We start from the raw sequence: 20,318 nt of genomic DNA, 5'->3' as shown, positions 1-20,318 counted from the left end.
TGGGACGCGGTGGTCGGCGAGTCGTGAACCGTGAGTCCGGAAGGGATGGGCGGTGGGAGGTGTGCCGTGCGTGGGAGGCCATGGGCGGTGGGGGGGTGCGCCATGAGTGGGACGCGGTGGTCGGCGAGTCGTGAACCGTGAGTCCGGAAGGGATGGGCGGTGAGAGGTGAGCTGCGCGTGGGAGGCCATCGGCGGTAAGTGGTGGGCTGGGAGTGGGAGGTGGTAGGCGGCGAGTCGGGTGTGCGAGTGCGAGAGCGTGGGCTGTGAGCCCATGGCCGGTGAACCAGCGGCCTGCGGTGGGCGGGAGGCTGCCGCGGGGACTGCGCGTGGGCGGTGAAAGCCGGGGCGCGGGCGGTGCGCCCCAGGTTACGGCGATCCCCTGCGACGGCTTCCACGTCCGATCGCAATCCTGCCCCTGACGGCCCATGAGCCGCTACCCGGTGCTCGCGAAAAAAGACCAAAAGGGGACCGAATTCAGGCAGGTATTTCACATCTGTCATGTGGAAATAATGGGGGACAGAAGGTGCACCCTCCCGTAAAGTGAGGCGAATCGCTCGATGCGGGTGAAGGATTGCCTCTTCCTCGGCCGACTGCTCCAGGGGGATCCGGCGGCACAGATCACCGACGTCGTCTACGATTCGCGGCAGGTGGGACCAGGCGCCCTCTTCGTGGCCCTGCCCGGGCGGCGCACCGACGGCCACGACCACACCGGCGAGGCGGTCCAGCGCGGGGCCGCGGCCCTCCTGGTGGAGCGCCCGGTGCCGGCGCCGCCCCAGGTGGCGATGATTCAGACCGAGTCCACCCGCGCAGCCCTAAGCCGGGTGGCGGCGCGGTTCTGGCGCTACCCTTCCCGCCGGCTGCGGGTGGTGGGCGTCACCGGCACCAACGGGAAGACCACCACCACCCACCTCGTTAAGGCCGTGCTGGAGCGGCAGGGCCACCGGGTGGGGCTCATCGGCACCGTGCACACCCTCATGCCCGGTGAGGAGCTGCCCGCCAGCCTCACCACCCCGCAGGCCTCCGACCTGCAACGGCTGCTCCATCAGATGGTGGCCGCCGGATGCACTTACGCCGTGATGGAAGCCTCCTCTGAAGGACTCGACATGAACCGTGTAGATGATGTAGAGTTTGACCTTGGGATATTCACGAACCTAACACAAGATCATCTGGACTATCACGGCACCTTCAGCGCCTACCGCGAGGCGAAGGCCCGGCTGTTCCGCATGCTGGGCCAGCCGGGCTTCAAGCCCCGCAAGGCCGCGATCCTGAACGTGGACGACCCGGCCAGCCAGTACTACCGCACGGTGGCCGAGGTGCCGGTTTACACCTACGGTTTCAGCCCGCAGGCGATGGTCCGGGCCGAGGACGTGGACATCAGCGCTGCGGGAACCCGGTTCCGCCTGTGCACCCCCCACGGGGAGATCGACGTCGCCCTGCGGCTGGTGGGCCGGTTCAACGTCTACAACGCCCTGGCGGCCGCCACCGCCGGCGTCGTGGAGGGCGTCGACCTGCCCGCGATCCGGGACGCCCTGGAAGCGGAGGAGGGGGTGCCCGGCCGGCTGCAGCCGGTGCGGGCGGGTCAGCCGTTCGGCGTGTTCGTGGACTACGCCCACTCCCCCGACTCGCTGGAGAACGTGCTCCGCACCGCCCGGGGCTTCACCCGGGGGCGGCTGATCGCCGTCTTCGGCTGCGGCGGCGACCGGGATCCCACCAAGCGGCCGATCATGGGCCGCATTGCCGCCGCCCTGGCCGATCACACCATCATCACGTCCGACAACCCGCGGAGCGAAGACCCCGTCCGGATCGTCCAGCAGATCGAGGCCGGCCTGGTGGATCACCTCCCCCCGGGCCGCACCTACGAGGTGGTCATCGACCGGGCGGAGGCGATCCGCCGGGCCGTGAACATGGCCGAGGCCGACGACGTGATCGTCATCGCCGGCAAGGGGCACGAGACGTACCAGATCTTCAAGGACCGCACCATCCCCTTCGACGACCGGGAAGTGGCCCGCGCGCTGATTGAGGCGCGGGCCGGAAAGGGCGGATCGTGAGTTGACACATCTGTTTACCGCTGCGGAGATCGCCGCCATCACCGGAGGGCAGGTGATGGCAGGCGACCCGGAGGCCCGGGTCACGGGCCTGGCGTGGGACAGCCGGCAAGTCTCGCCCGGCGACTGCTTCGTCGCCCTCATCGGCGAGCGGGCGGACGGACACGACTACGCCGGCCAGGCCGCCGCGGCCGGCGCCTCCTGCATCCTGGCGGCGCGTCGGGTGGACGCGCCCGGCGCCGCCGTCGTGGTCTGCCGGGACCCATTGCTCGGTCTGGGCCAGCTGGGCCGTGTGCTCCGCGACCGGTATCCGCACCTCGTCGTGGTGGGGGTGACGGGCTCGGTGGGCAAGACCACCACCAAGGAGATGGTGGCGGCCGTGCTGGCCGAGCGGTTCCGGGTCTTCCGCACCCGGGGCAACCTGAACTCCCAGGTGGGCCTGCCCGCCTCGCTGGCCGGCCTCACCGCCGCTGACGACGTGGCGGTGCTGGAGATGGGCATGCGCGCCCTGGGCGAGATCGCGTACCTGGCCTCCATCGCCCGTCCCCAGGTGGGCGTCGTGACCAACGTGGGCATCACCCACCTGGAGCTCCTCGGCACCCAGGAGAACATCGCCCTTGCCAAGTCCGAGCTGGTGCGGGCGCTGCCCGCCGACGGCGACGCCATCCTGAACGCCGACGACCCGCGGGTCCGGGCCATGGCGGCCGTCACCCCGGCCCGGGTCTGGTTCTACGGCCTGACGGCGCCGGCCGCCGCGGCCGAGTGGGCCGCCCGGGAGAGCGCCAGGACCGGCAACGGGCACGGGGTCGAGCGGTGGGTCACCGCCGCGGACGCCCGCCCGGCGGGCGACATGGGCCAGCGGTTCAGACTCGTGAGCTCCCTGGGCGAGGTCGAGGTCGACCTGCCCGCCCCGGGGCAGCACAACCTGCTCAACGCCCTGGCCGCCGCCGCGGTGGGCCTCTCCCAGGGCCTCACCCTGGGGGAGATCGCCCGGGGCCTGGGCCGGTTCCAGAACACCGGCAGCCGGATGCGGCGGCTCACCGCCGGGGGCGTCCGGATCCTCGACGACACCTACAACGCCGCGCCGGCCTCCGTCATCGCCGCACTGGAGGTGATGCGGGGCATCGCCGGTCCGGCCGGCCGCTGCATCGCCGTACTGGGCGAGATGTACGAGCTGGGCGCGATGGAGGAGGAGGGCCACCGGCAGGTGGGTGCCGCCGCCGCCCGCCTGGCCGACGAGCTGGTGGCCGTGGGCAGGCTCGGCCGGCACATCGCCGCCGGCGCCCGGGACGCGCTGGCGGCGGCAGGGGAACGGGCACAGCGCGCACAGGGTGGCACGGCCGACGGGGCGCAGCAGGCGCTGGCCGCGTCCTCCGCCGACGGCCCCCCGGAGGCGCCGGGTGTCTCGGAGGGCGGTCACAGCGGCGCCGCAGCAGGCGTCCGGGTTGCCGCGATCCACGAGGTGCCTACCAATGCCGACGCCATCGCCTGCCTGAAGTCGCGCCTCAGGCCGGGTGACACGGTGCTGGTAAAGGGTTCCCGGGGCATGGCGATGGAGGAGATTGTACACGCCCTCGCGGAATACCTGGAGCAGACGCAGCCGTAAACCCGCAGCGCACTGCGGTAATACATGAAGGAAGGTTACGATCCTATGTTCAATGCCACGCTGCTCCGCCTGGCCGGCGCAGGCGTCCTCGCGCTGATCGGCGCGCTGGCGCTGGGCCCCGCGGTGATCCCGCTCATGCGCCGCCTGAAGTTCGGCCAGACCATCCGGGCGGAGATGTCGGCCCACCACCAGGCCAAGGCGGGCACCCCCACCATGGGGGGCGTCATCTTCGCCATCCCGGCCATTCTGGCCACGCTTATCTTCGCCCCCCGCACGGGCGACGCGCTGCCCCGCCTCATCATCGCCCTGGTGCTCACCGTGGGCCATGGACTGGTGGGCTTTGCGGACGACTACATCAAGGTGGTGCTGAAGCGCTCGCTGGGCCTGCGGGCCCGCGACAAGCTGCTGGCGCAGGTCTTCCTGGCGGCCGTGCTGGGTTACGGGGCGGTGGAGGTGCTCGGCCTGGGCACCGCCGTCACGCTGCCCTACCTGGACGTCAGCATCGAGTTGGGCAAGCCGCTCTACTACGTGCTGGTGCTGTTCATCGTGTGGGGCACCGCCAACGCGGTCAACTTCGCCGACGGGCTGGACGGGCTCCTCGGCGGGCTCAGCGTGATCACCTTCACCTTCTACGGCCTCTTCGTCGCCCTGGCCCTGGGGCAGACCGACCTGGCCGTGCTCAGCATCGCCCTGGTGGGCGGGTGCCTGGGCTTCCTCTACTACAACCACTACCCCGCCCGCATCTTCATGGGCGACGTGGGCTCCTTCACCCTGGGCGGCGCCCTGGCCGCCCTGGCGGTGCTCACCAAGACCGAGTTCCTGCTGGTGGTGGTGGGCGGCGTCTACGTGATCGAGGTCATCTCGGTCATCCTCCAGGTGGCCTCGTTCCGCCTCACGGGCAAGCGCATCTTCCGGATGGCGCCGCTGCACCACCACTTCGAGCTGCTCGGCTGGTCGGAGTGGCAGGTGCTTCTCCTCTTCTGGGGCGTGTCGCTCGTGCTGACGGTGCTGGGCTGGCTCGCACTTCCCGGCATGCTGGGCGGGCGGTAGCGTCGGCCCGGACGGCGCCGGCGCAGGACAGGCGCAACAAGAGAGGCCCGGCCGAAGGCAGGCCGGGACAGCGTCACATCGAGGGGGTCGGCTCTCCTTGCAGCCCATCCGCAGGAGTCCGGACTACACCCTCCTGGCAGTGGTTGCGCTCTTACTCGGCATCGGAATTGTTGCGGTGTATACGTCCAGTACCGCCATCGCAGAGGCGGACTTCGGCAACCGGTACTACTTCCTGATCCGCCAGGCGATCTGGGTGACCATCGGCCTCGGCGCCATGGCCATCTTCGCCCAGATTCCCCCGTGGTTCTGGCAGGAGCGGAGCCGCCCGGTCTTGGTGGTGGCCGTCGCGCTCCTCATCCTGGTCCTCATTCCCGGCGTGGGCATCTCCCGCCTCGGGGCGCGCCGCTGGCTGGGCTATGGTCAGCTGGCCTTCCAGCCCTCCGAGGTGACCAAGTTCGCCTTCATCATCTGGCTGGCCACCTACCTCGCCCGAAACGCCCGGAACGTGCAGGACTTCGTCCGCGGGCTCCTGCCGGCCCTGGCGGTGCTGGGCCTGCTGTTCGGCCTGATCATGCTCGAGCCCGACCTGGGCACCTCGCTCACGCTGGCCGGCACCGGCGCCCTCATGCTCTTCGCCGCGGGCGCCCGGCTGAGCCACCTTGCGAGCCTGGGCGTGGTGGGCGTGATCGGCATCTTCGTTCTGGCCCGCATTGACGAGGAACGCTGGAGCCGCATCACCACTTTCCTCAACCCGTGGGCCGATCCCACCGACTCGGGCTACCAGATCATCCAGGCCCTGCTGGCTTTCGGCTCCGGCGGCCTCTTCGGCGTGGGCCTGGGCGAGAGCCGGCAGAAGTACTTCTACCTGCCGGAGCGGCACACCGACATGATCTACGCCGTCTGGGGCGAGGAGATGGGCTTCATCGGCGCCGTGCTGGTGCTGCTTCTCTTCTTCGCCTTCGCCTGGCGGGGCTACCGCATCGCCATCCAGGCGCCGGACCGGTTTACGAGCCTGCTCGCCGCCGGCGTCACCTCGCTCATCACGCTGCAGGCGGCGCTCAACATCGCCGTCGTCACGGCCTCCGTCCCGTCCACGGGCATTCCGCTGCCCTTCCTGAGCTACGGCGGCACGTCGCTGCTCATCACCCTCTCGGGGGTCGGCATCCTGCTGGGGGTCTCACGGTACTGCCGCAGTTGATACCCGGGCGGGCGCTCGCCCGCGCCGGCGCGTCCGCGGGACGCCTTCTCAGCCCGGTCTGCCGCAGCTTTCGAGGCACTGCCACACTCGCGCACAGCTTGTAAGGGGGTTTTGCCATGCGCTACCTGATCACCGGCGGCGGCACCGGCGGCCACATCTACCCGGCGCTTTCCATCGCCCGCTCGCTCAAGGAACTCGATCCCGAGGCCGAACTGCTTTACGTGGGCACCGCCACCGGCCGCGAGGCGCAGATCGTGCCCCGGAGCGGCCTTCCGTTCGCCACCATCGCCAGCGGCGGCGTGGTGGGCCTGGGCCTCCGGCAGAAGCTGCGGGGCGGGTTCCGGGCCGCCCTGGGGGTGCTGGAGGCCATGCGCCACATCCGCCGCTTCCGCCCCCACGTGGTGATCGGCACCGGCGGCTTCGTCGCCGGGCCGGTGCTGGCTGCCGCCCGCGTGCTCCGGGTGCCGATGGTCATCCAGGAACAGAACGCCTTCCCCGGCGTTACCAACCGCCTGGCCGCCCGGTGGGCCGAGGCGGTCTTCGTGCCGTATGAGGAGGCGCGGGCGCACTTCCCGGCCCGGGCCCGGCTGGTGCGGGCGGGCAACCCCGTGCGGCCGGAGGTGGCGGAGGCCACCCGGGAGGCCGGCCGCGCCGCCCTGGGGCTCGACCCCCGGGACCGGGTGCTGGTGATCATGGGCGGCAGCGGCGGCGCCCGCGATTTCAACCGCGTCGCCGCGGAGGCCGTCCTCCGCCTGCAGGTGGACCGCCTGCGGGTGGTGCACATCACCGGCGAGCGATACTTCGAACAGGTGAAGGCGCAGTACGGCGACCGTGCACCCTTCGTCACACTGCTGCCTTATGCTCATAACATGCCAGAGGTCTACGCCGCCGCCGACGCCGGCCTCTTCCGCGCCGGCGCCCTCACGCTGGCCGAGATCCAGGTGCGGCGGCTGCCCAGCGTGCTCATTCCCAGCCCCAACGTCACCCACAACCACCAGGAGTGGAACGCCCGCTCCCTGGAGCGCCGGGGTGCGGCCCTGGTGCTGCGGGAGGCCGGCCTCACCGCCGACGCGCTGGCGCAGGCCCTCACCGCGGTCCTCACGGACGAGGCCGTTGCCGGGCGCATGCGGGCCGCCCTGGCGGAACTGGCGGACCCGGACGCCGGCCGGGAGATCGCGCGGCAGATTGTGGCCATTGCCGGCCGGCGCTCGCGCTGATGGGCCTCGGCCCGTCCGGCCGGGCGCCTGCTGCCGGGTGCCGTTCCCCCATCCCGACTGCCGGCCCGGGTTCCGCGGTGTGGCCCGGGGCCTGGCCCCGAAGGAGGATCACCCTATGTCACCCATCGACGCACGGCTGCGTAGCATAATCCGCGACCCGGGCCGCATCCGCCGGGATGAGCCCCTGAAGCGGCACACCACCTTCCGCATAGGCGGTCCGGCCGACTACCTGGTTCAGGTAGCCAACCGCCAGGAGCTCTCCGGCCTGTTGCGCCTCGCAGGCGAGGAGGGCCTTCCCGTCTACATCCTCGGCAACGGCAGCAACCTGCTGGTCTCCGACGAAGGGGTCCGCGGGCTGGTGCTGAGCCTCACGGGCGAGTTCGGCCGTCTCGCCGTGGAGGGCAGCACGGTCCGCGTCGGGGGCGGCTACAACCTGCCGAAGCTGGCCTACGAGGTTCAGAAGCGGGGCCTCGGGGGCATCGAATTCGCTTGTGCGATCCCCGGCACCGTGGGTGCCGGGCTGGTGATCAATGCCGGCGCGCACGGCGGCGATCTATCCCAGGTGGTAACGGAGGCGACCGTCGTGTGGGGCGACGGACGAGAGCAGCGCCTGACCCGCGACGAGATCGGATTCGGCTACCGGAGCACCCGCCTTCAGGGGACCTCGGCCATCGTGGTCGAGGTGGTCATGGCCCTGCACCCCGCCGACCCGGCGGAGCTGCAGGGGGCGATGCGGCAACATCTGGAGCGGCGCCGAGCCACGCAGCCCCTCGGCCACCCCAACGCGGGTTCCATCTTCAAGAACCCGCCGGGTGACTACGCCGGCCGCCTCATCGAGCTGGCCGGGCTGAAGGGGGCGCGGGTGGGCGACGCCCAGGTCTCCGAGAAGCACGCCAACTTCATCGTCAACCTGGGCCAGGCCACGGCGAAAGATGTGCTGATGCTGATGGACCGGGTTCGCAGTACCGTTGAACAGCGGTTCGGAGTGCGGCTGGAGGCCGAGGTGAAGATTTGGGGCCACAACCCCTACTTCCAGCCCTGACGGGCCGGCCTCCGGGAGGCGGGCTCCGGCCGCAGGAGGTCGCATGCAGTGTGAAGCAACATGAGCGCTACGTGGTCGCAGGCGGGCGCCGCCTGGTGGGGCAGGTGGAGGTCAGCGGGGCGAAGAACGCCGCCCTGCCCATCCTGGCGGCAGCGCTCCTGACGGCGGGCGAGTCGGTGATCCACAACGCGCCGGTGATTCGCGACGTCGCCGTGATGGTCGAGATCCTGCGCAAGCTCGGGGCCCGTGTGGAGGAGGGGCCGGTGGGGACTCACGGGCGCACCCTGCGGATTCGGGCCGACGGCCTGAACGGTCTCGAGGTGGGGGCAGACTTCACCCGTGAGATGCGCTCCTCCATCTTCCTGATGGGGCCGCTCCTGGCCCGCGTCGGGAAGGTTCGCATCTCCTACCCTGGCGGCTGTGCGATCGGCCCGAGGCCGATCGATTTTCATCTCCGAGGCCTGGAACTCCTCGGCGCCCGCATCGAGGAGCGCTTCGGCTTTATCGAGGCCAGCGTGCCCCGGCGGCTGAGGGGCACCGAGATCTACCTGGACTTCCCCTCGGTGGGCGCCACCGAGAACCTGATGATGGCCGCGGTGCTGGCCGAGGGGACCACCGTCATCCGGAACGCCGCGCGCGAGCCCGAGATCGTCGACCTCCAGGATTTCCTGAACAAGCTCGGGGCGAAGGTGCGCGGGGCGGGCTTCGACGTGATCCGCATCGACGGGGTCGAGCGGCTGGGCTCGGCGGAGCACACGGTGATTCCCGATCGCATCGAGGCGAGCAGCTTCCTGGCCGCCGGGGCGATCACCGGCGGTGAGGTGACGGTGCGGGGGGTAATCCCCGAGCATCTGGACGCGGTGACGGCCAAGCTCCGGGAGATGGGCGCCGTGGTGCGGGAGTCGGCCGACGCGGTGACCATCGCGGGCCCCGGGCGCCTCCTGGCGACCCACCTGAAGACGCTGCCCTACCCGGGCTTCCCCACCGACATGCAGCCGCAGATGATGGCGCTGATGGCCGTGGCGGATGGGACGAGCATCATCACCGAGACGATCTTCGAGAACCGGTTCAAGGTGGCCGATGAACTCCGCCGGCTCGGGGCCAACATCAAGACGGAAGGGCGCACGGCGGTGGTACAGGGGGTGCGGTCGCTCTCGGGCGCAACGGTGGTCTGTCCCGCCCTGCGGGAGGGCATGGCCCTGATCCTGGCCGGCCTGGTGGCCGAGGGTGAGACCGAGATCGAGGACATCTACCACATCGACCGGGGTTACCAGAACCTGCAGGAGAAGCTGAGCCAGCTGGGCGCAGCGATCAAGCGCATCTAGGACACCGGGACCGGCGGGGGCCGGTCCCGGTGCTGCGCGCCGGGCCGGGCGGTGCGCATGCGCGCGGCGGCTGATCCCCATAATTCGGAAGGAAATTGAGTGCGGCGGAGGGAATGACCTACAAGGAGCCGCATACCCCGCCCGGAGGTGGTCGCTGATGCCCCGCGTCTGTTTCATCGTCAACCCCGTCGCCGGACACGGGCGTGCGCTGGCCGAGTGGAAGCGGATCGAGCCGCTGGCGGCGCAGCTGGGCGAATACTGCGTGAAGTTCACGAAAGGCCCCGGGCACGCCACCGAACTGGCCCGGGAGGCGGTGCGGGAGGGGTACGACCGCGTCGCCTCCATGGGGGGCGACGGCACCCTGAACGAGGTGGGCAACGGCCTCGTGGGCAGCGGCGCCGCGTTGGCGGTGATTCCGGCGGGCACCGGCAACGACTGGGTGCGCACAGCCGGGGTGCCCCGGGACTCGGCGGAGGGCTGCCGCCTGGCGTTCCAGGGGCGGGTGGCCAAGATGGACGTGGGTCTCGCCCACGGCCACCGCTACTTCTTCAACGGGGCGGGCTTCGGGTTCGACGCTGAGGTCTGCGCGCGGGTGAACTCCTACGGGCCGCGGTTTCGAAAGCTGAGCTACGTCCGGGGGGTTTTCGACGCCCTCAACCACTTCACCGGCGTGCCGGTGGACGTGGAGATCGACGGACAGACGCTGCACCTGCCGCGGGTGCTGTTGCTGGAGGTGGGCAACGGACGCTACTTCGGCGGCGGGATGCAGATCTTCCCGGGCGCCGACTTCTCTGATGGTCGCTTCGAAATCGCCTGGGGCGAAAACCTGAGCCGGCTGGAGCTGCTCCGGCTCGTGTCGCTGATCTACAGCGGCAAGCACGTCGGCTATCCGAAGGTGCGGATGATGCAGGGGCGCAAGGTGTCGGCCAGCTCCCCGGAGCGGGTGGTCTTTCAGGTGGACGGCGACGTGATCGGCCGCCTGCCGGTGACCTTCGAGCTCATCCCGCAGGCGCTGGATGTGGTGCTGCCAATCTCGTAATCGCCTGACACAAATGACCGGCGGCGTCGGTCGGGCGGTCTGCGCTATAATTGATTTGCCTTCTGAATGAAGGGGCGGTGACGGCTGAGCATGAGTGAGGTGCGGAAAGTGGGGGCCCGGACCGCACGCTCGTCGGGCCGGTGGGGTCTGGCCCTCGCACTGCTGGTCCTGCTCTGCACCTGCCTGTTCGCTGCCTACCGCTCGGCCCTGTTCCGGCTGGAGCGGGTGCAGATCGCCGGCAATCAACGGCTGAGCCAGGCCGACGTGATGGCGGTCGCCGGGGTGAGCCCCGGGGCGCTCCGGTGGGAGCTGACGGCCGACCGGGTGCGGGAGCGGCTCCTGGCCGAGCCGTGGATCGAGTCGGCCACGGTCACCTGGAACCGCAACGCCCTCCTGATCAACATCACGGAGCGGTCGCCGCTGGCGCTCCTGCAGTACAGCGGGCGCTTCTACCTGGTGCTGGACGCCGAGGGGCGCATCCTCGAGCAGCGCATGCTGGAGGAAGGCGAGCGGCTGCCGGTGGTGAGCGGCGTGAAGGTGGACCGGGCGCTGCGGGGCGAGGTGATCGACGACCTGGGCCTGCGGGATGCGCTCACGCTGCTCTGGTGGACCGGCGATCCGCTGCTGGAGCAGCTCTCCGAGGTGCACGTGCGGGAAGACCGCTACCTCAGGCTCTATCTCACCGGCGGCACCACCGTGGAGGTGGGCGTGCTGCCGGATGACGCCGCCCAGCGGGAGCGGCACATCCAGACGCAACTGAAGGGTCTGCTGGACCACCTGGACCGGGTTCCTGCGACGGCCCGTGCCACCTGCCAGATCGACCTCCGGGTCTTCGGCAAGGTGCTCGGGCTGCAGTGTCAATAACGCGGGGGTGGGGGCGAAGCCATGATGAACAGGCTGCGGCGCGTGCCCTGGGCCACGGCGCTGGTGAGCGTTGCGCTCGGCCTCATGCTCTCCATGCAGTTCAAGGTGCAGCGGCAGGTGGCCCTGGCTGACCTGGCTGCGGTACAGCGCACCGAGGAACTGGTGGCGCAGCTGGCCGAGGCCGAGAAGCACCGGGACGAGCTGGCCGCCGAGGTCGAGCTCCTGCGGCAGCAGCAGCTGATTTCGGTGAAGACGCAGAACGAGTTTCAGGCCCTGGCGGAGCAGCTGGAGCAGGCGCAGCTGCACGCGGGCCTGCTGCCCCTGGTGGGGCCGGGCGTCACGGTGACGATGGCAGACTCTTCCCTGCCGGTCACCCCGGGTGAGAACCCCAACAACTTCATCATCCACGACGAGGACGTCCTGCGCGTGATCAACGAGCTGCGGGCCGCCGGCGCCGAGGCCATCGCCATCAACGGGCAGCGGGTGACCGGCCGCACCGAGATCCGCTGCACCGGCCCCGTCGTCACCATCAACGGCGTGCGCACCGCGCCGCCCCTCACCATCGTGGCCATCGGCAACCCCGACGAGCTGGAGCGGGCGATCATGATGAAGGGCAGCGTCGCCGAGTCGCTGAAGTTCTGGGGCATTCAGGTGACGGTGAAGAAGGAGACTTCGGTGCGCGTGCCCGCGTACACAGCCCGCCTGCGGCTGGAGTATGCCCAGCCGGCGCTGGAGGTTGAGGAGGTCGCCCCCTGATGTGGATCGTCATCGTCGGGTTCGTGGTCGGAATTCTGCTCGGCGTCTTCTCGCCGTTCACCCTGCCCATCGCCTATGCCCGTTACCTCTCCATCGCCGTGCTGGCGGCACTCGATACCACCTTCGGCGGCCTGCGGGCCAGCCTGGAGGGCACGTACGATAACAACATCTTCATCACCGGCTTCTTCACCAACGCCCTGCTGGCGGCCGGCCTGGTCTACCTTGGCGACCGGATCGGCGTGGAGAACCTCTACCTGGCGGGCGTGGTGGCCATGGGCATCCGGATGTTCCAGAACCTGGGCATCATCCGGCGGCTGCTTCTCAAGCGGTGGGGCTTCCCCGGGCGCGACGAGAGGCCGCAGTCCGGTACCGACCAGTGAACGAACGGCCTGTTCCCCTGCGGGACAGGCTCCTCTTGTACCCGGGGCCGCTCCCAAGATTTATAGCGCCACCCATATTCAGGAGGAGGATTCGCAAACCGGGCGTGGAATGAACTTAAGAAGTGCACGCACGATCGGAGAGTGGAGGGGGCTGGCTCGGTGGCGGAGAACCTGGTGCTGGGTCTTGACCCCGGCAGCAGCCACGTGGCCGCGGCCCTGGCGGAGCGGACCGCCGAAGGCGACGTGCAGATCATCGGCGTCGGGCTGGTGCCCTCGGCCGGCGTCTACCGGGGGCTGATCAGCGACCTGGGCGCAGCGGCAGACGCCATGCGCCGTGCGGCCGACGCCGCCTGTGCGATGGCCGACCGCCCGCGCGTGAGCCGTGCCGTGATCGGCGTTTCCGGTGCACACCTGCGTTCCGAGGTGGGCGTGGCGGAGGTGTCGGTGCCCCGGCCCGCGGCGGGGGTGTCGCCCGAGGCCGTGCGCAGCGCGCTCGACGCCGCAGGGGCGGCGGTGGCGCCGGAGACCGGCCGCGAGCGGGTACACGTGATTCCGCGCAGCTACCGCCTCGACGGCAGCGTGCCGCTCCGGGATCCTCTCGGCCTGTGTGGCCGCACCCTGGAGGCGGAGGTCCTGGTGGTCACCGGTGACGCCCTGCAGGTCCAGAACCACCTGCGGGCCGCACGGCACGCCAGCTTCGAGGTGGCCGACTACCTGGTGACCGTCCGTGCCGCCGGCGAGGCGGTGCTCACGCCGGAGGAGCGGGAGCAGGGCGTCCTGCTGCTGGACATCGGCGGTGGGACCACGGGCGTCGCCGTCTACGACGGGGGCCATCTGTTCCACCTGGCGGTGCTGCCGGTGGGCGGGGACCACATCACCCACGACCTGGCCACCGTGCTCCGCCTGCCGGTGGAGACGGCGGAGCGGGTGAAGCGGGAGAAGGGATGGGCCTCGCCGCTTCTGGCGCCTGAGGGCAGCTTCGAGGTGCCCACCCCGTCGGGGCTGAACCGCCGGGAAATCACAGTAAAGCATGTGGCAGAGATCATCGGCTCGCGCGTGGAGGAAATCCTCCAGATGGCGGCCGCTGCAGTGAAGCGATCAGGTTACACAGGTCTTTTTCCGGCAGGGCTTGTGCTCACCGGAGGGGGAAGCCGCCTTCAGGGGCTGGACGCCTTCGCCGGCGACTGCCTGAATCTGAAGGCGCGGATCGGCACGCCGCCGGGTCCGCTGGCCGCTGAGCCGGAGATGGCCGTGGCTGTCGGCCTGGCCCTGTGGGGCGCCCGGGCGGTGCCGGGCGACGAAGCGGAAGCCCGGGACGAGCCCGAGGAACCGGCCCGGGAGAAGCCAGCCCGGACAGGTCGGATCCGAGACTGGCTGAGAGCCCTGTTCCACTAGCGCCACGCAAGGAGGATCACAGCCGTGAACGAGTATCAGCCGGGGTTTGAGCAGTTTGCCTGCATCAAGGTCATCGGCGTTGGTGGCGGCGGCAATAATGCGGTGAACCGCATGATTTCGGCCGGCCTCAAGGGCGTCGAATTCATCGCCGTCAACACGGACGCGCAGGCGCTGAAAAACGCACAGGCTCCAACCCGGCTCCAGATCGGAGCCAAGCTCACCAAGGGGCTGGGCGCGGGCGCCGATCCTGACATTGGCACCCGGGCGGCCGAGGAGAGCCGGGAGGAGATCGCCAACGCCCTGCGCGGCGCGGACATGGTCTTCGTGACGGCCGGCATGGGCGGCGGCACGGGCACCGGCGCGGCGCCCATCGTGGCGGAGGTGGCCAAGGAACTGGGCGCGCTCACCGTGGGCGTGGTCACCAAGCCCTTCACGTTCGAGGGCCGCAAGCGGATGACCCAGGCGGAGAAGGGCATCCAGAACCTGCGGGAGAAGGTCGACACCCTGATCACCATCCCCAACGACCGCCTGCTGCAGGTGGTGGACAAGAAGACCAGCCTGATGGAGGCCTTCCGGGTCGCCGACGACGTGCTGCGTCAGGGAGTGCAGGGCATCTCCGACCTGATCGCGGTGCCGGGGCTGATCAACCTCGACTTTGCAGACGTTCGCACGATCATGTCCAACACCGGCTCGGCCCTGATGGGCATCGGCGTGGGCCGGGGCGAGTCCCGCGCCGCCGATGCGGCCCGGGCCGCCATCTCGAGCCCGCTGCTCGAGACCTCCATCGACGGCGCCAAGGGCGTGCTGCTGAACATCACCGGCGGCGCGGACCTGGGCCTGATGGAGGTGAACGAGGCCGCCGAGATCATCGCCCAGTGTGCGGACCCCGAGGCCAACATCATCTTCGGCGCGGTGATCGACGAGTCCATCCAGGACGAGATCCGGGTCACCGTCATCGCCACCGGTTTCGGCGACGTGGACTTCCCCGGCTGGGGACGGCGCCGGCCCGGCCAGGCGCAGGTGGGCGAGGTGAAGCCCGTCCTGGACGAACTGGACATCCCGGCGTTCCTCCGGCGCAAGCCGCAGTAGCGGCGCCGGCGGAGCCTGCTGCAGTTGCATACGGTCTGTGGCGGGGCGCCCCCGGGTGGGGGCGCCCCGTTCGCACGCCCGGGCGGACGTGGGTCTGGGCGACCCAGGCGGCGGGCGCCTCGGGATGGTGCGCCTCCCGGGGGGCGGACCCGTGCTTCTCACACCCGGGTTTGCGCCGGCAGCGACCCGCTTCGACAAGAAGCGCCAAGAAAAGCCGCCAGCTTCCGACCGCAACCGACAATGCCGCTGCGCTAAGATGGTGGCATAAATCCGGGACTTGCTTCGTACTCTCGCGCTGCGGGAAGGGGAGCCGACACAGGGGGGCCGGGCGTGCACTACCGTTGGGATCTGGTCTTCCTGATCAACCTCGTCCTGGACCTGGCCCTGCTGGGCTTCGCCGCCCGCGTGGCCCGGGTGCGCTTCCGCGTCTGGCGTCTCTGGGTGGCGGCGCTATTGGGGGCGAGCCTTGCGGTGGCGGGGCCGGCAGCCTTGTCGGCTGCGGCCGGCGGAGGCGGGGGATGGGTCGTCCCGGTGGCCGCGCTGATGGCCGCCAGCGGGCTGATGGTGCTGCTTCTCGTCTGGCCTGGCCCCTGGGGGCGGTTCGCCGCCGTGTTCGGCTTCTTCTGGGTCGGCCTGGCCGCGGCGGGCGGCCTGCTCTACCTTCTGGCAGAGCGCTATCCTGCCCTCTTCGACTCCCCGCCGGCCATCCTGGTGGCCACGGGGGTGGGAGTGGCCCTCGGCGGCGTGCACCTGGTCTGGCAGGCCCAGCGGGAGCGGGCCGAGGTGGACGACGGGCTCTTTGAGCTGGAGGTGCGCCTCGGGGGCGCACGCTCGGTCGTGGTCGCCCTGCTCGACTCGGGCAACCACCTGCGCACCCCCGTCGGCCGGGCGCCGGTGGCCGTTGTGGAAGGCGAGCGGCTGCGTTCCTGCCTGCCGGAGGAGGTGCTCCGCGCCGCCGGAGGCGGACTGGACGCCCTGGATGGGCTGCCCCCCCAGTGGCAGACCCGGTGCCAGCTCGTACCCTACGCGGCGGTCGGGCAGACCGGCCGGCTGCTCCTGGTGGTGCGGCCCGACGGCCTGGCCGTTCGGCCCCGGGGGCGGGGCGACTGGGCCAGGGTAGAGGGGCAGATCGGGCTGACGACCGGCCCGCTGGATCCGGAGGGGCGCTACGCCGCGCTGCTGCCCGGGGAGATGGTGGCGGAGGCCCGCCATGCATTCAGCCGGAGGCTGAACCACACGGGAGAGAGAGGAGAGGAGAGGCCCGATGCACAGGTTCACTAGGCCACACCTACTGGCGCTGCAGGGAGCCCTCTTCCGGCTGTACGCCCGCGTGATGCGTTGGCTGGTGGCCAGGCGCCTCGTGAGGCCCAGGCCGATCTACTACGTCGGCTCCAGCGAGGCGCTGCCGCCGCCGCTCACGGGGGAAGAGGAGGCCGCCCTCCTCGCCCGCCTGACGCAGGGCGACGAGAGCGTCAAGAACACGCTGATCGAGCGGAACCTGCGGCTGGTGGTCTATATCGCCCGCAAGTTCGACAACACCGGCGTGTGGGTGGAAGACCTGGTCTCCATCGGCACGATCGGGCTGATCAAGGCGGTGAAAACCTTCGATCCGTCCAAGCGGATCAAGCTGGCCACCTATGCTTCCAAGTGTATTGAAAACGAAATTCTAATGTACTTGCGCCGTTCGGCGCGCACCCGCAGCGAGGTCTCTTTCGATGAGCCGCTCAACAAGGACTGGGAGGGGAACGAACTCCTCCTCTCGGACGTGATGGGCACCGACAGCGACATCACCTACCGGGGCCTGGAGGAGGAGGTGGACCGCCTCCTGCTGCGCAAGGCCATGGCCAAACTCACGGGCCGGGAGAAGCGCATCATGGAGCTGCGCTTCGGCCTGAAGGACGGCCGCGAGCGCACCCAGAAGGAGGTGGCCGACCTGCTCGGCATCTCGCAGAGCTATATCTCGCGGCTGGAGAAGCGGATCTTCAAGCGGCTGAAAAAGGAGATCCTCCGGATGGAATGACCATCCGCGGTATCGTTTAGAGTAATACATTATATGTAAGCGCTTACGGAACATGGAATAGCGGTTCGGAGCCGTGGACATACTCCCACTTGAATGGGGCAGCCGTCCGGCGCCCCCATGGGGGAGGCATTGTCCCGGCATGATGATCAACAAAGTGGAGATCCCCGGAGTCAACACCGCCAAGCTTCCGGTTCTGACCAACGCCGAGATGCGGGAACTGTTCGTGCGGATGCGCAGCGGTGAGACTCAGGCCCGCGACCAGTTGATCACCGGAAACCTGCGCCTGGTGCTCAGCGTCATCCAGCGCTTCAACAACCGGGGGGAGTACGTGGACGACCTGTTCCAGGTCGGTTGCATCGGCCTGATGAAGGCGATCGACAACTTCGACCTGAACCAGAACGTGAAGTTCAGTACGTACGCCGTTCCCATGATCATCGGCGAGATCCGGCGCTACCTGCGCGACAACAACCCCATTCGGGTGAGCCGCTCCCTCAGGGACATCGCCTACAAGGCCCTGCAGGTGCGCGACAACCTGGTCGGGCGTCTCTCCCGGGAGCCGACCGTGCAGGAGATCGCCGACGAGCTGGGACTCCCGCTGGAGGAGATCGTCTACGCCCTCGACTCGATCCAGGAGCCGGTCTCCCTCTTCGAGCCGCTCTACCACGACGGGGGCGACCCCATCTACGTGATGGACCAGGTGAGCGACGAGTCGCAGCACGACGGCCAGTGGCTGGAGGGCATCAGCATCCGCCAGGCCCTCCACCGGCTGAACGAGCGCGAGCGGCTGATCCTCACCCTCCGGTTCTTCGAGGGGAAGACCCAGATGGAGGTGGCCGAAGAGATCGGCATCTCCCAGGCCCAGGTGAGCCGCCTCGAGAAGGCCGCGCTCTCCCACATGCGGAAGTACGTCTGAATCGCTGCATACGGGGCCCCGCCCAGGTTCGGGTGGGGCCTGTACGTTTTTGGCGCGGGAGGGCCCGTCCGGCGCCGCCGCCAAGCAGGACGAATCCCCGCGAGCGCCGAAACTCACGTCACCAGTCTTTTCCCCGGCACCCAGTCCCCGGGGCGGTGAGGAACTGGAGCAGGTCGAACCAGCACGATGAAGAGGTGGGGAAACGGATGGCGAAAAAGACGGCGACGTCCTCCTTCGGCACGCCCAGGCGGGAGGGGCACGACGCCTCTGAGTTCTACAGCCGCAACCTGTATGCCGGGTTGCCTGCGCTCCGGGTGGACCTGGACCTGCCCGGCGCCGACGAGGTCCGATCGGTGCCCGACCGGCCCCGGGAGGAGTGGGTCGACCAGATTTACTGTCATACGTCCGAGCGGATGGTGCACGTGCCGGATGACTCGGTGGCCCTGGCCTTCACCTCACCCCCGTACAACGCGGGCAAGGAGTTCGACGAAGACCTGGACCTCGCCGAGTACTTCGGTCTGATCAGCCGGGTGGCCCGGGAAGTCTACCGGGTGCTGCAGCCGGGGGGCCGGTACCTGGTGAACATCGCCAACCTGGGGCGCAAGCCGTACATCCCCATGCACGCCTACTTCTACGCGCTGCACATGGCGGCCGGCTTCCTCCCGGCCGGGGAGATCATCTGGCGGAAGGGCAGGGGCATGAACAGCAACTGCGCCTGGGGCACCTGGCGCTCGGCGCGCCGTCCGGTGCTGCGCGACGTGCACGAGTACATCCTGGTCTTCAGCAAGGAGCGGTTCGGCCGGCCGGATGCGGGCGAGAGCACCATCTCGGGCGAGGAGTTCATGGAGGCCACGCTCTCCGTGTGGGAGATCCAGCCGGCGTCGGCCCGGAAGGTGGGTCACCCCGCCCCCTTCCCGGTGGAGCTGGCGGAGCGGGCAATTCGGCTCTACACCTACAAGGGCGACGTGGTGCTCGACCCCTTCAACGGCTCGGGTGCCACCTGCGTGGCGGCCCTGAAGAACGGCCGGCACTACGTGGGCTACGACATCGTGCCGGAGTACTGCGAGCTGGCCCGGAAAAACCTTGCCGCTGTATCCGGCGGCCCCACGGGTCCACAGGGGTAACCGCCAGGCCCCTTAGCACCCTTCAGCGATAGCTGGAAGGACCCTTGACGTGGTTATCAGGCCCGGTGGGACCGGCCGTGTCCAGTGTTTCAAACGTGAACGGTAACGCAATGAGCCACGGGCAGGAGGGGGAGTGGCTCAAATCGTTACCGCTCCGCCTTTCGGCCTACCCCCAAAGGGTGGGGAGCCAGACAGACACGGCCCCTTGAGCACCCCTCAGAAGTGGCTGGAGGGGCCCTTGACGTGGTTTTCAGGCCCTGTAGGATCGGCAACGACCAGCGGTCTGAACGTGAACGGTAACGAAATGAGCCACGGATTGGAGGGGAAGTGGCTCAAATCGTTACTGTTCAGCCCCAGGCTGAACCGTTGGGGGCGTCCGCTGGGGGGAGCTCACCCGGGCCACCTCTGGAGAGCAGCTATCCGGACACGGGTTGTAATGTGCGAGTCATTATGTCACCGCGTATAGATTATCGTCAACCTGGCAAGACTCTTCCTGAGGAGACGGGGGCACCACCCCCGCCGAGGGAGGAGAAACGATGAACCGGAAGCTGATCACCGGCTGGCTCCTGATCGCCCTGGGCCTGGCGCAGGTGGCCGGGGGCGTGGCCATCGCCCGGGCCGCCGGCCCCGCGGCCGGGCTGGCCGATCCGAACCTGGTGCGCATCCACGTGATTGCCCACAGCGACGACCCCGCCGACCAGGCCCTGAAGCTGGCGGTGCGCGACGCCGTGCTGGACCGCCTGCGGCCCGCCCTGGCCGGGGCCGGGAGCCGCGCGGAGGCCGAGGCGGAGATCCGGAAACTGCTCGGCGAGCTGGAGCGCACCGCGGCCGCGGTGGTCGCCGCCCAGGGGTTCGAATACCCTGTGCGGGCGGAACTGGGCAGCTTCCACTTCCCGGGCAAGGCCTACGGTGACCTCTACCTGCCCGCGGGCCGGTACCGGGCCCTCCGCATCCTCATCGGCGACGCTCGGGGGGCCAACTTCTGGTGCCTGGTCTACCCGTCGTTCTGCTACACCATCCGGGAGGTGCGGATCCCCGCTGTACAGACGGCGGCCGCGGCCGGCCTTCCCCGGCCCCTCATCTGCCCCTGCGTGTGCCCGCTGTAGCCCGCCCCTCGGGGACGGGCAGGTGGCCCGCCCTGCGAACAGGGACTGGCCGAACAGCCCGGCAGCGGGGCGCCCGGCGCCGACGGCCCGCCTCCGCGCAAACGGACAATCCCTCCCCGCATAGGATGGGGTGATCAGCGCGGGAGGAG

Annotated in this window: 18 protein-coding genes; all 18 read left to right on the top strand. The window is 69.6% G+C overall.

The window, feature by feature from the left end:
* The first annotated feature begins 557 nt into the window (after positions 1–557).
* A complete protein-coding gene (locus AB2385_RS09805) occupies positions 558–2,048 on the top strand; it encodes a UDP-N-acetylmuramoyl-L-alanyl-D-glutamate--2,6-diaminopimelate ligase (RefSeq protein ID WP_367654794.1) in 1,491 nt (496 codons plus the stop codon).
* Between the two features lies 1 nt (position 2,049).
* On the top strand, positions 2,050–3,651 hold the full coding sequence (murF, locus tag AB2385_RS09800) for a UDP-N-acetylmuramoyl-tripeptide--D-alanyl-D-alanine ligase (protein WP_367654793.1): 1,602 nt from the start codon (positions 2,050–2,052) through the stop codon (positions 3,649–3,651).
* A gap of 45 nt (positions 3,652–3,696) precedes the next feature.
* Entirely contained in the window at positions 3,697–4,701 is a 1,005-nt protein-coding gene (mraY, locus tag AB2385_RS09795) for a phospho-N-acetylmuramoyl-pentapeptide-transferase (RefSeq protein ID WP_367654792.1), read from the top strand.
* A 97-nt stretch (positions 4,702–4,798) separates the two neighbouring features.
* Positions 4,799–5,899 carry a putative lipid II flippase FtsW gene (gene ftsW / locus AB2385_RS09790; protein ID WP_367654791.1) on the top strand — a complete coding sequence of 367 codons (1,101 nt, stop codon included), beginning with the start codon at positions 4,799–4,801 and terminating at the stop codon, positions 5,897–5,899.
* A gap of 116 nt (positions 5,900–6,015) precedes the next feature.
* On the top strand, positions 6,016–7,116 hold the full coding sequence (gene murG, locus AB2385_RS09785; RefSeq protein WP_367654790.1) for an undecaprenyldiphospho-muramoylpentapeptide beta-N-acetylglucosaminyltransferase: 1,101 nt from the start codon (positions 6,016–6,018) through the stop codon (positions 7,114–7,116).
* A gap of 115 nt (positions 7,117–7,231) precedes the next feature.
* Positions 7,232–8,158, top strand: a complete 927-nt coding sequence (murB, locus tag AB2385_RS09780) for a UDP-N-acetylmuramate dehydrogenase (protein WP_367654789.1) — start codon at positions 7,232–7,234, stop codon at positions 8,156–8,158.
* A 50-nt stretch (positions 8,159–8,208) separates the two neighbouring features.
* Positions 8,209–9,483: a UDP-N-acetylglucosamine 1-carboxyvinyltransferase gene (murA, locus tag AB2385_RS09775; RefSeq protein ID WP_367654788.1), complete on the top strand. Its 1,275-nt coding sequence runs from the start codon at positions 8,209–8,211 to the stop codon at positions 9,481–9,483.
* A 157-nt stretch (positions 9,484–9,640) separates the two neighbouring features.
* Positions 9,641–10,522, top strand: a complete 882-nt coding sequence (locus AB2385_RS09770; RefSeq protein ID WP_367654787.1) for a diacylglycerol kinase family protein — start codon at positions 9,641–9,643, stop codon at positions 10,520–10,522.
* A 90-nt stretch (positions 10,523–10,612) separates the two neighbouring features.
* Positions 10,613–11,386 (top strand): cell division protein FtsQ/DivIB, encoded by a 774-nt coding sequence (locus AB2385_RS09765; protein ID WP_367654786.1) that lies wholly within the window; start codon positions 10,613–10,615, stop codon positions 11,384–11,386.
* Positions 11,387–11,407: 21 nt separating this feature from the next.
* On the top strand, positions 11,408–12,142 hold the full coding sequence (locus tag AB2385_RS09760; RefSeq protein WP_367654785.1) for a DUF881 domain-containing protein: 735 nt from the start codon (positions 11,408–11,410) through the stop codon (positions 12,140–12,142).
* Positions 12,142–12,522 carry a small basic family protein gene (locus tag AB2385_RS09755; RefSeq protein ID WP_367654784.1) on the top strand — a complete coding sequence of 127 codons (381 nt, stop codon included), beginning with the start codon at positions 12,142–12,144 and terminating at the stop codon, positions 12,520–12,522. The genes AB2385_RS09760 and AB2385_RS09755 overlap by 1 nt, the downstream gene beginning before the upstream one ends.
* A gap of 159 nt (positions 12,523–12,681) precedes the next feature.
* On the top strand, positions 12,682–13,917 hold the full coding sequence (gene ftsA / locus AB2385_RS09750; protein WP_367654783.1) for a cell division protein FtsA: 1,236 nt from the start codon (positions 12,682–12,684) through the stop codon (positions 13,915–13,917).
* A 24-nt stretch (positions 13,918–13,941) separates the two neighbouring features.
* A complete protein-coding gene (gene ftsZ, locus AB2385_RS09745; protein WP_367654782.1) occupies positions 13,942–15,006 on the top strand; it encodes a cell division protein FtsZ in 1,065 nt (354 codons plus the stop codon).
* Between the two features lie 330 nt (positions 15,007–15,336).
* Positions 15,337–16,287, top strand: a complete 951-nt coding sequence (spoIIGA, locus tag AB2385_RS09740; protein WP_367654781.1) for a sigma-E processing peptidase SpoIIGA — start codon at positions 15,337–15,339, stop codon at positions 16,285–16,287.
* Positions 16,288–16,339: 52 nt separating this feature from the next.
* A complete protein-coding gene (gene sigE / locus AB2385_RS09735; protein WP_367654795.1) occupies positions 16,340–17,026 on the top strand; it encodes an RNA polymerase sporulation sigma factor SigE in 687 nt (228 codons plus the stop codon).
* A 139-nt stretch (positions 17,027–17,165) separates the two neighbouring features.
* Complete coding sequence (gene sigG, locus AB2385_RS09730; protein ID WP_367654780.1) at positions 17,166–17,939, top strand: RNA polymerase sporulation sigma factor SigG; 774 nt, start codon at positions 17,166–17,168, stop codon at positions 17,937–17,939.
* A 206-nt stretch (positions 17,940–18,145) separates the two neighbouring features.
* Entirely contained in the window at positions 18,146–19,063 is a 918-nt protein-coding gene (locus AB2385_RS09725; RefSeq protein WP_367654779.1) for a site-specific DNA-methyltransferase, read from the top strand.
* Positions 19,064–19,599: 536 nt separating this feature from the next.
* The gene (gene spoIIR, locus AB2385_RS09720; protein WP_367654778.1) at positions 19,600–20,169 is read left to right on the top strand and encodes a stage II sporulation protein R; all 570 of its coding nucleotides are present in this window, start codon (positions 19,600–19,602) and stop codon (positions 20,167–20,169) included.
* The last annotated feature ends 149 nt before the right edge of the window (positions 20,170–20,318 follow it).

The sequence above is a fragment of the Symbiobacterium sp. genome (genome assembly GCF_040797425.1).
Lineage (GTDB): Bacteria > Bacillota > Sulfobacillia > Symbiobacteriales > Symbiobacteriaceae > Symbiobacterium.
Note: the sequence above shows the minus strand (reverse complement) of the source record. Positions and strands in the feature narration are given on the sequence as shown.

Bases quoted from the DNA above. Each gene is read 5' to 3' on its own strand.
- AB2385_RS09805 (WP_367654794.1), top strand. From the start codon at position 558: ATGCGGGTGAAGGATTGCCTCTTCCTCGGCCGACTGCTCCAGGGGGAT.
- mraY (WP_367654792.1), top strand. From the start codon at position 3,697: ATGTTCAATGCCACGCTGCTCCGCCTGGCCGGCGCAGGCGTCCTCGCG.
- murG (WP_367654790.1), top strand. From the start codon at position 6,016: ATGCGCTACCTGATCACCGGCGGCGGCACCGGCGGCCACATCTACCCG.
- murB (WP_367654789.1), top strand. From the start codon at position 7,232: ATGTCACCCATCGACGCACGGCTGCGTAGCATAATCCGCGACCCGGGC.
- AB2385_RS09770 (WP_367654787.1), top strand. From the start codon at position 9,641: ATGCCCCGCGTCTGTTTCATCGTCAACCCCGTCGCCGGACACGGGCGT.
- AB2385_RS09765 (WP_367654786.1), top strand. From the start codon at position 10,613: ATGAGTGAGGTGCGGAAAGTGGGGGCCCGGACCGCACGCTCGTCGGGC.
- AB2385_RS09760 (WP_367654785.1), top strand. From the start codon at position 11,408: ATGATGAACAGGCTGCGGCGCGTGCCCTGGGCCACGGCGCTGGTGAGC.
- AB2385_RS09755 (WP_367654784.1), top strand. From the start codon at position 12,142: ATGTGGATCGTCATCGTCGGGTTCGTGGTCGGAATTCTGCTCGGCGTC.
- sigE (WP_367654795.1), top strand. From the start codon at position 16,340: ATGCGTTGGCTGGTGGCCAGGCGCCTCGTGAGGCCCAGGCCGATCTAC.
- sigG (WP_367654780.1), top strand. From the start codon at position 17,166: ATGATGATCAACAAAGTGGAGATCCCCGGAGTCAACACCGCCAAGCTT.
- AB2385_RS09725 (WP_367654779.1), top strand. From the start codon at position 18,146: ATGGCGAAAAAGACGGCGACGTCCTCCTTCGGCACGCCCAGGCGGGAG.
- spoIIR (WP_367654778.1), top strand. From the start codon at position 19,600: ATGAACCGGAAGCTGATCACCGGCTGGCTCCTGATCGCCCTGGGCCTG.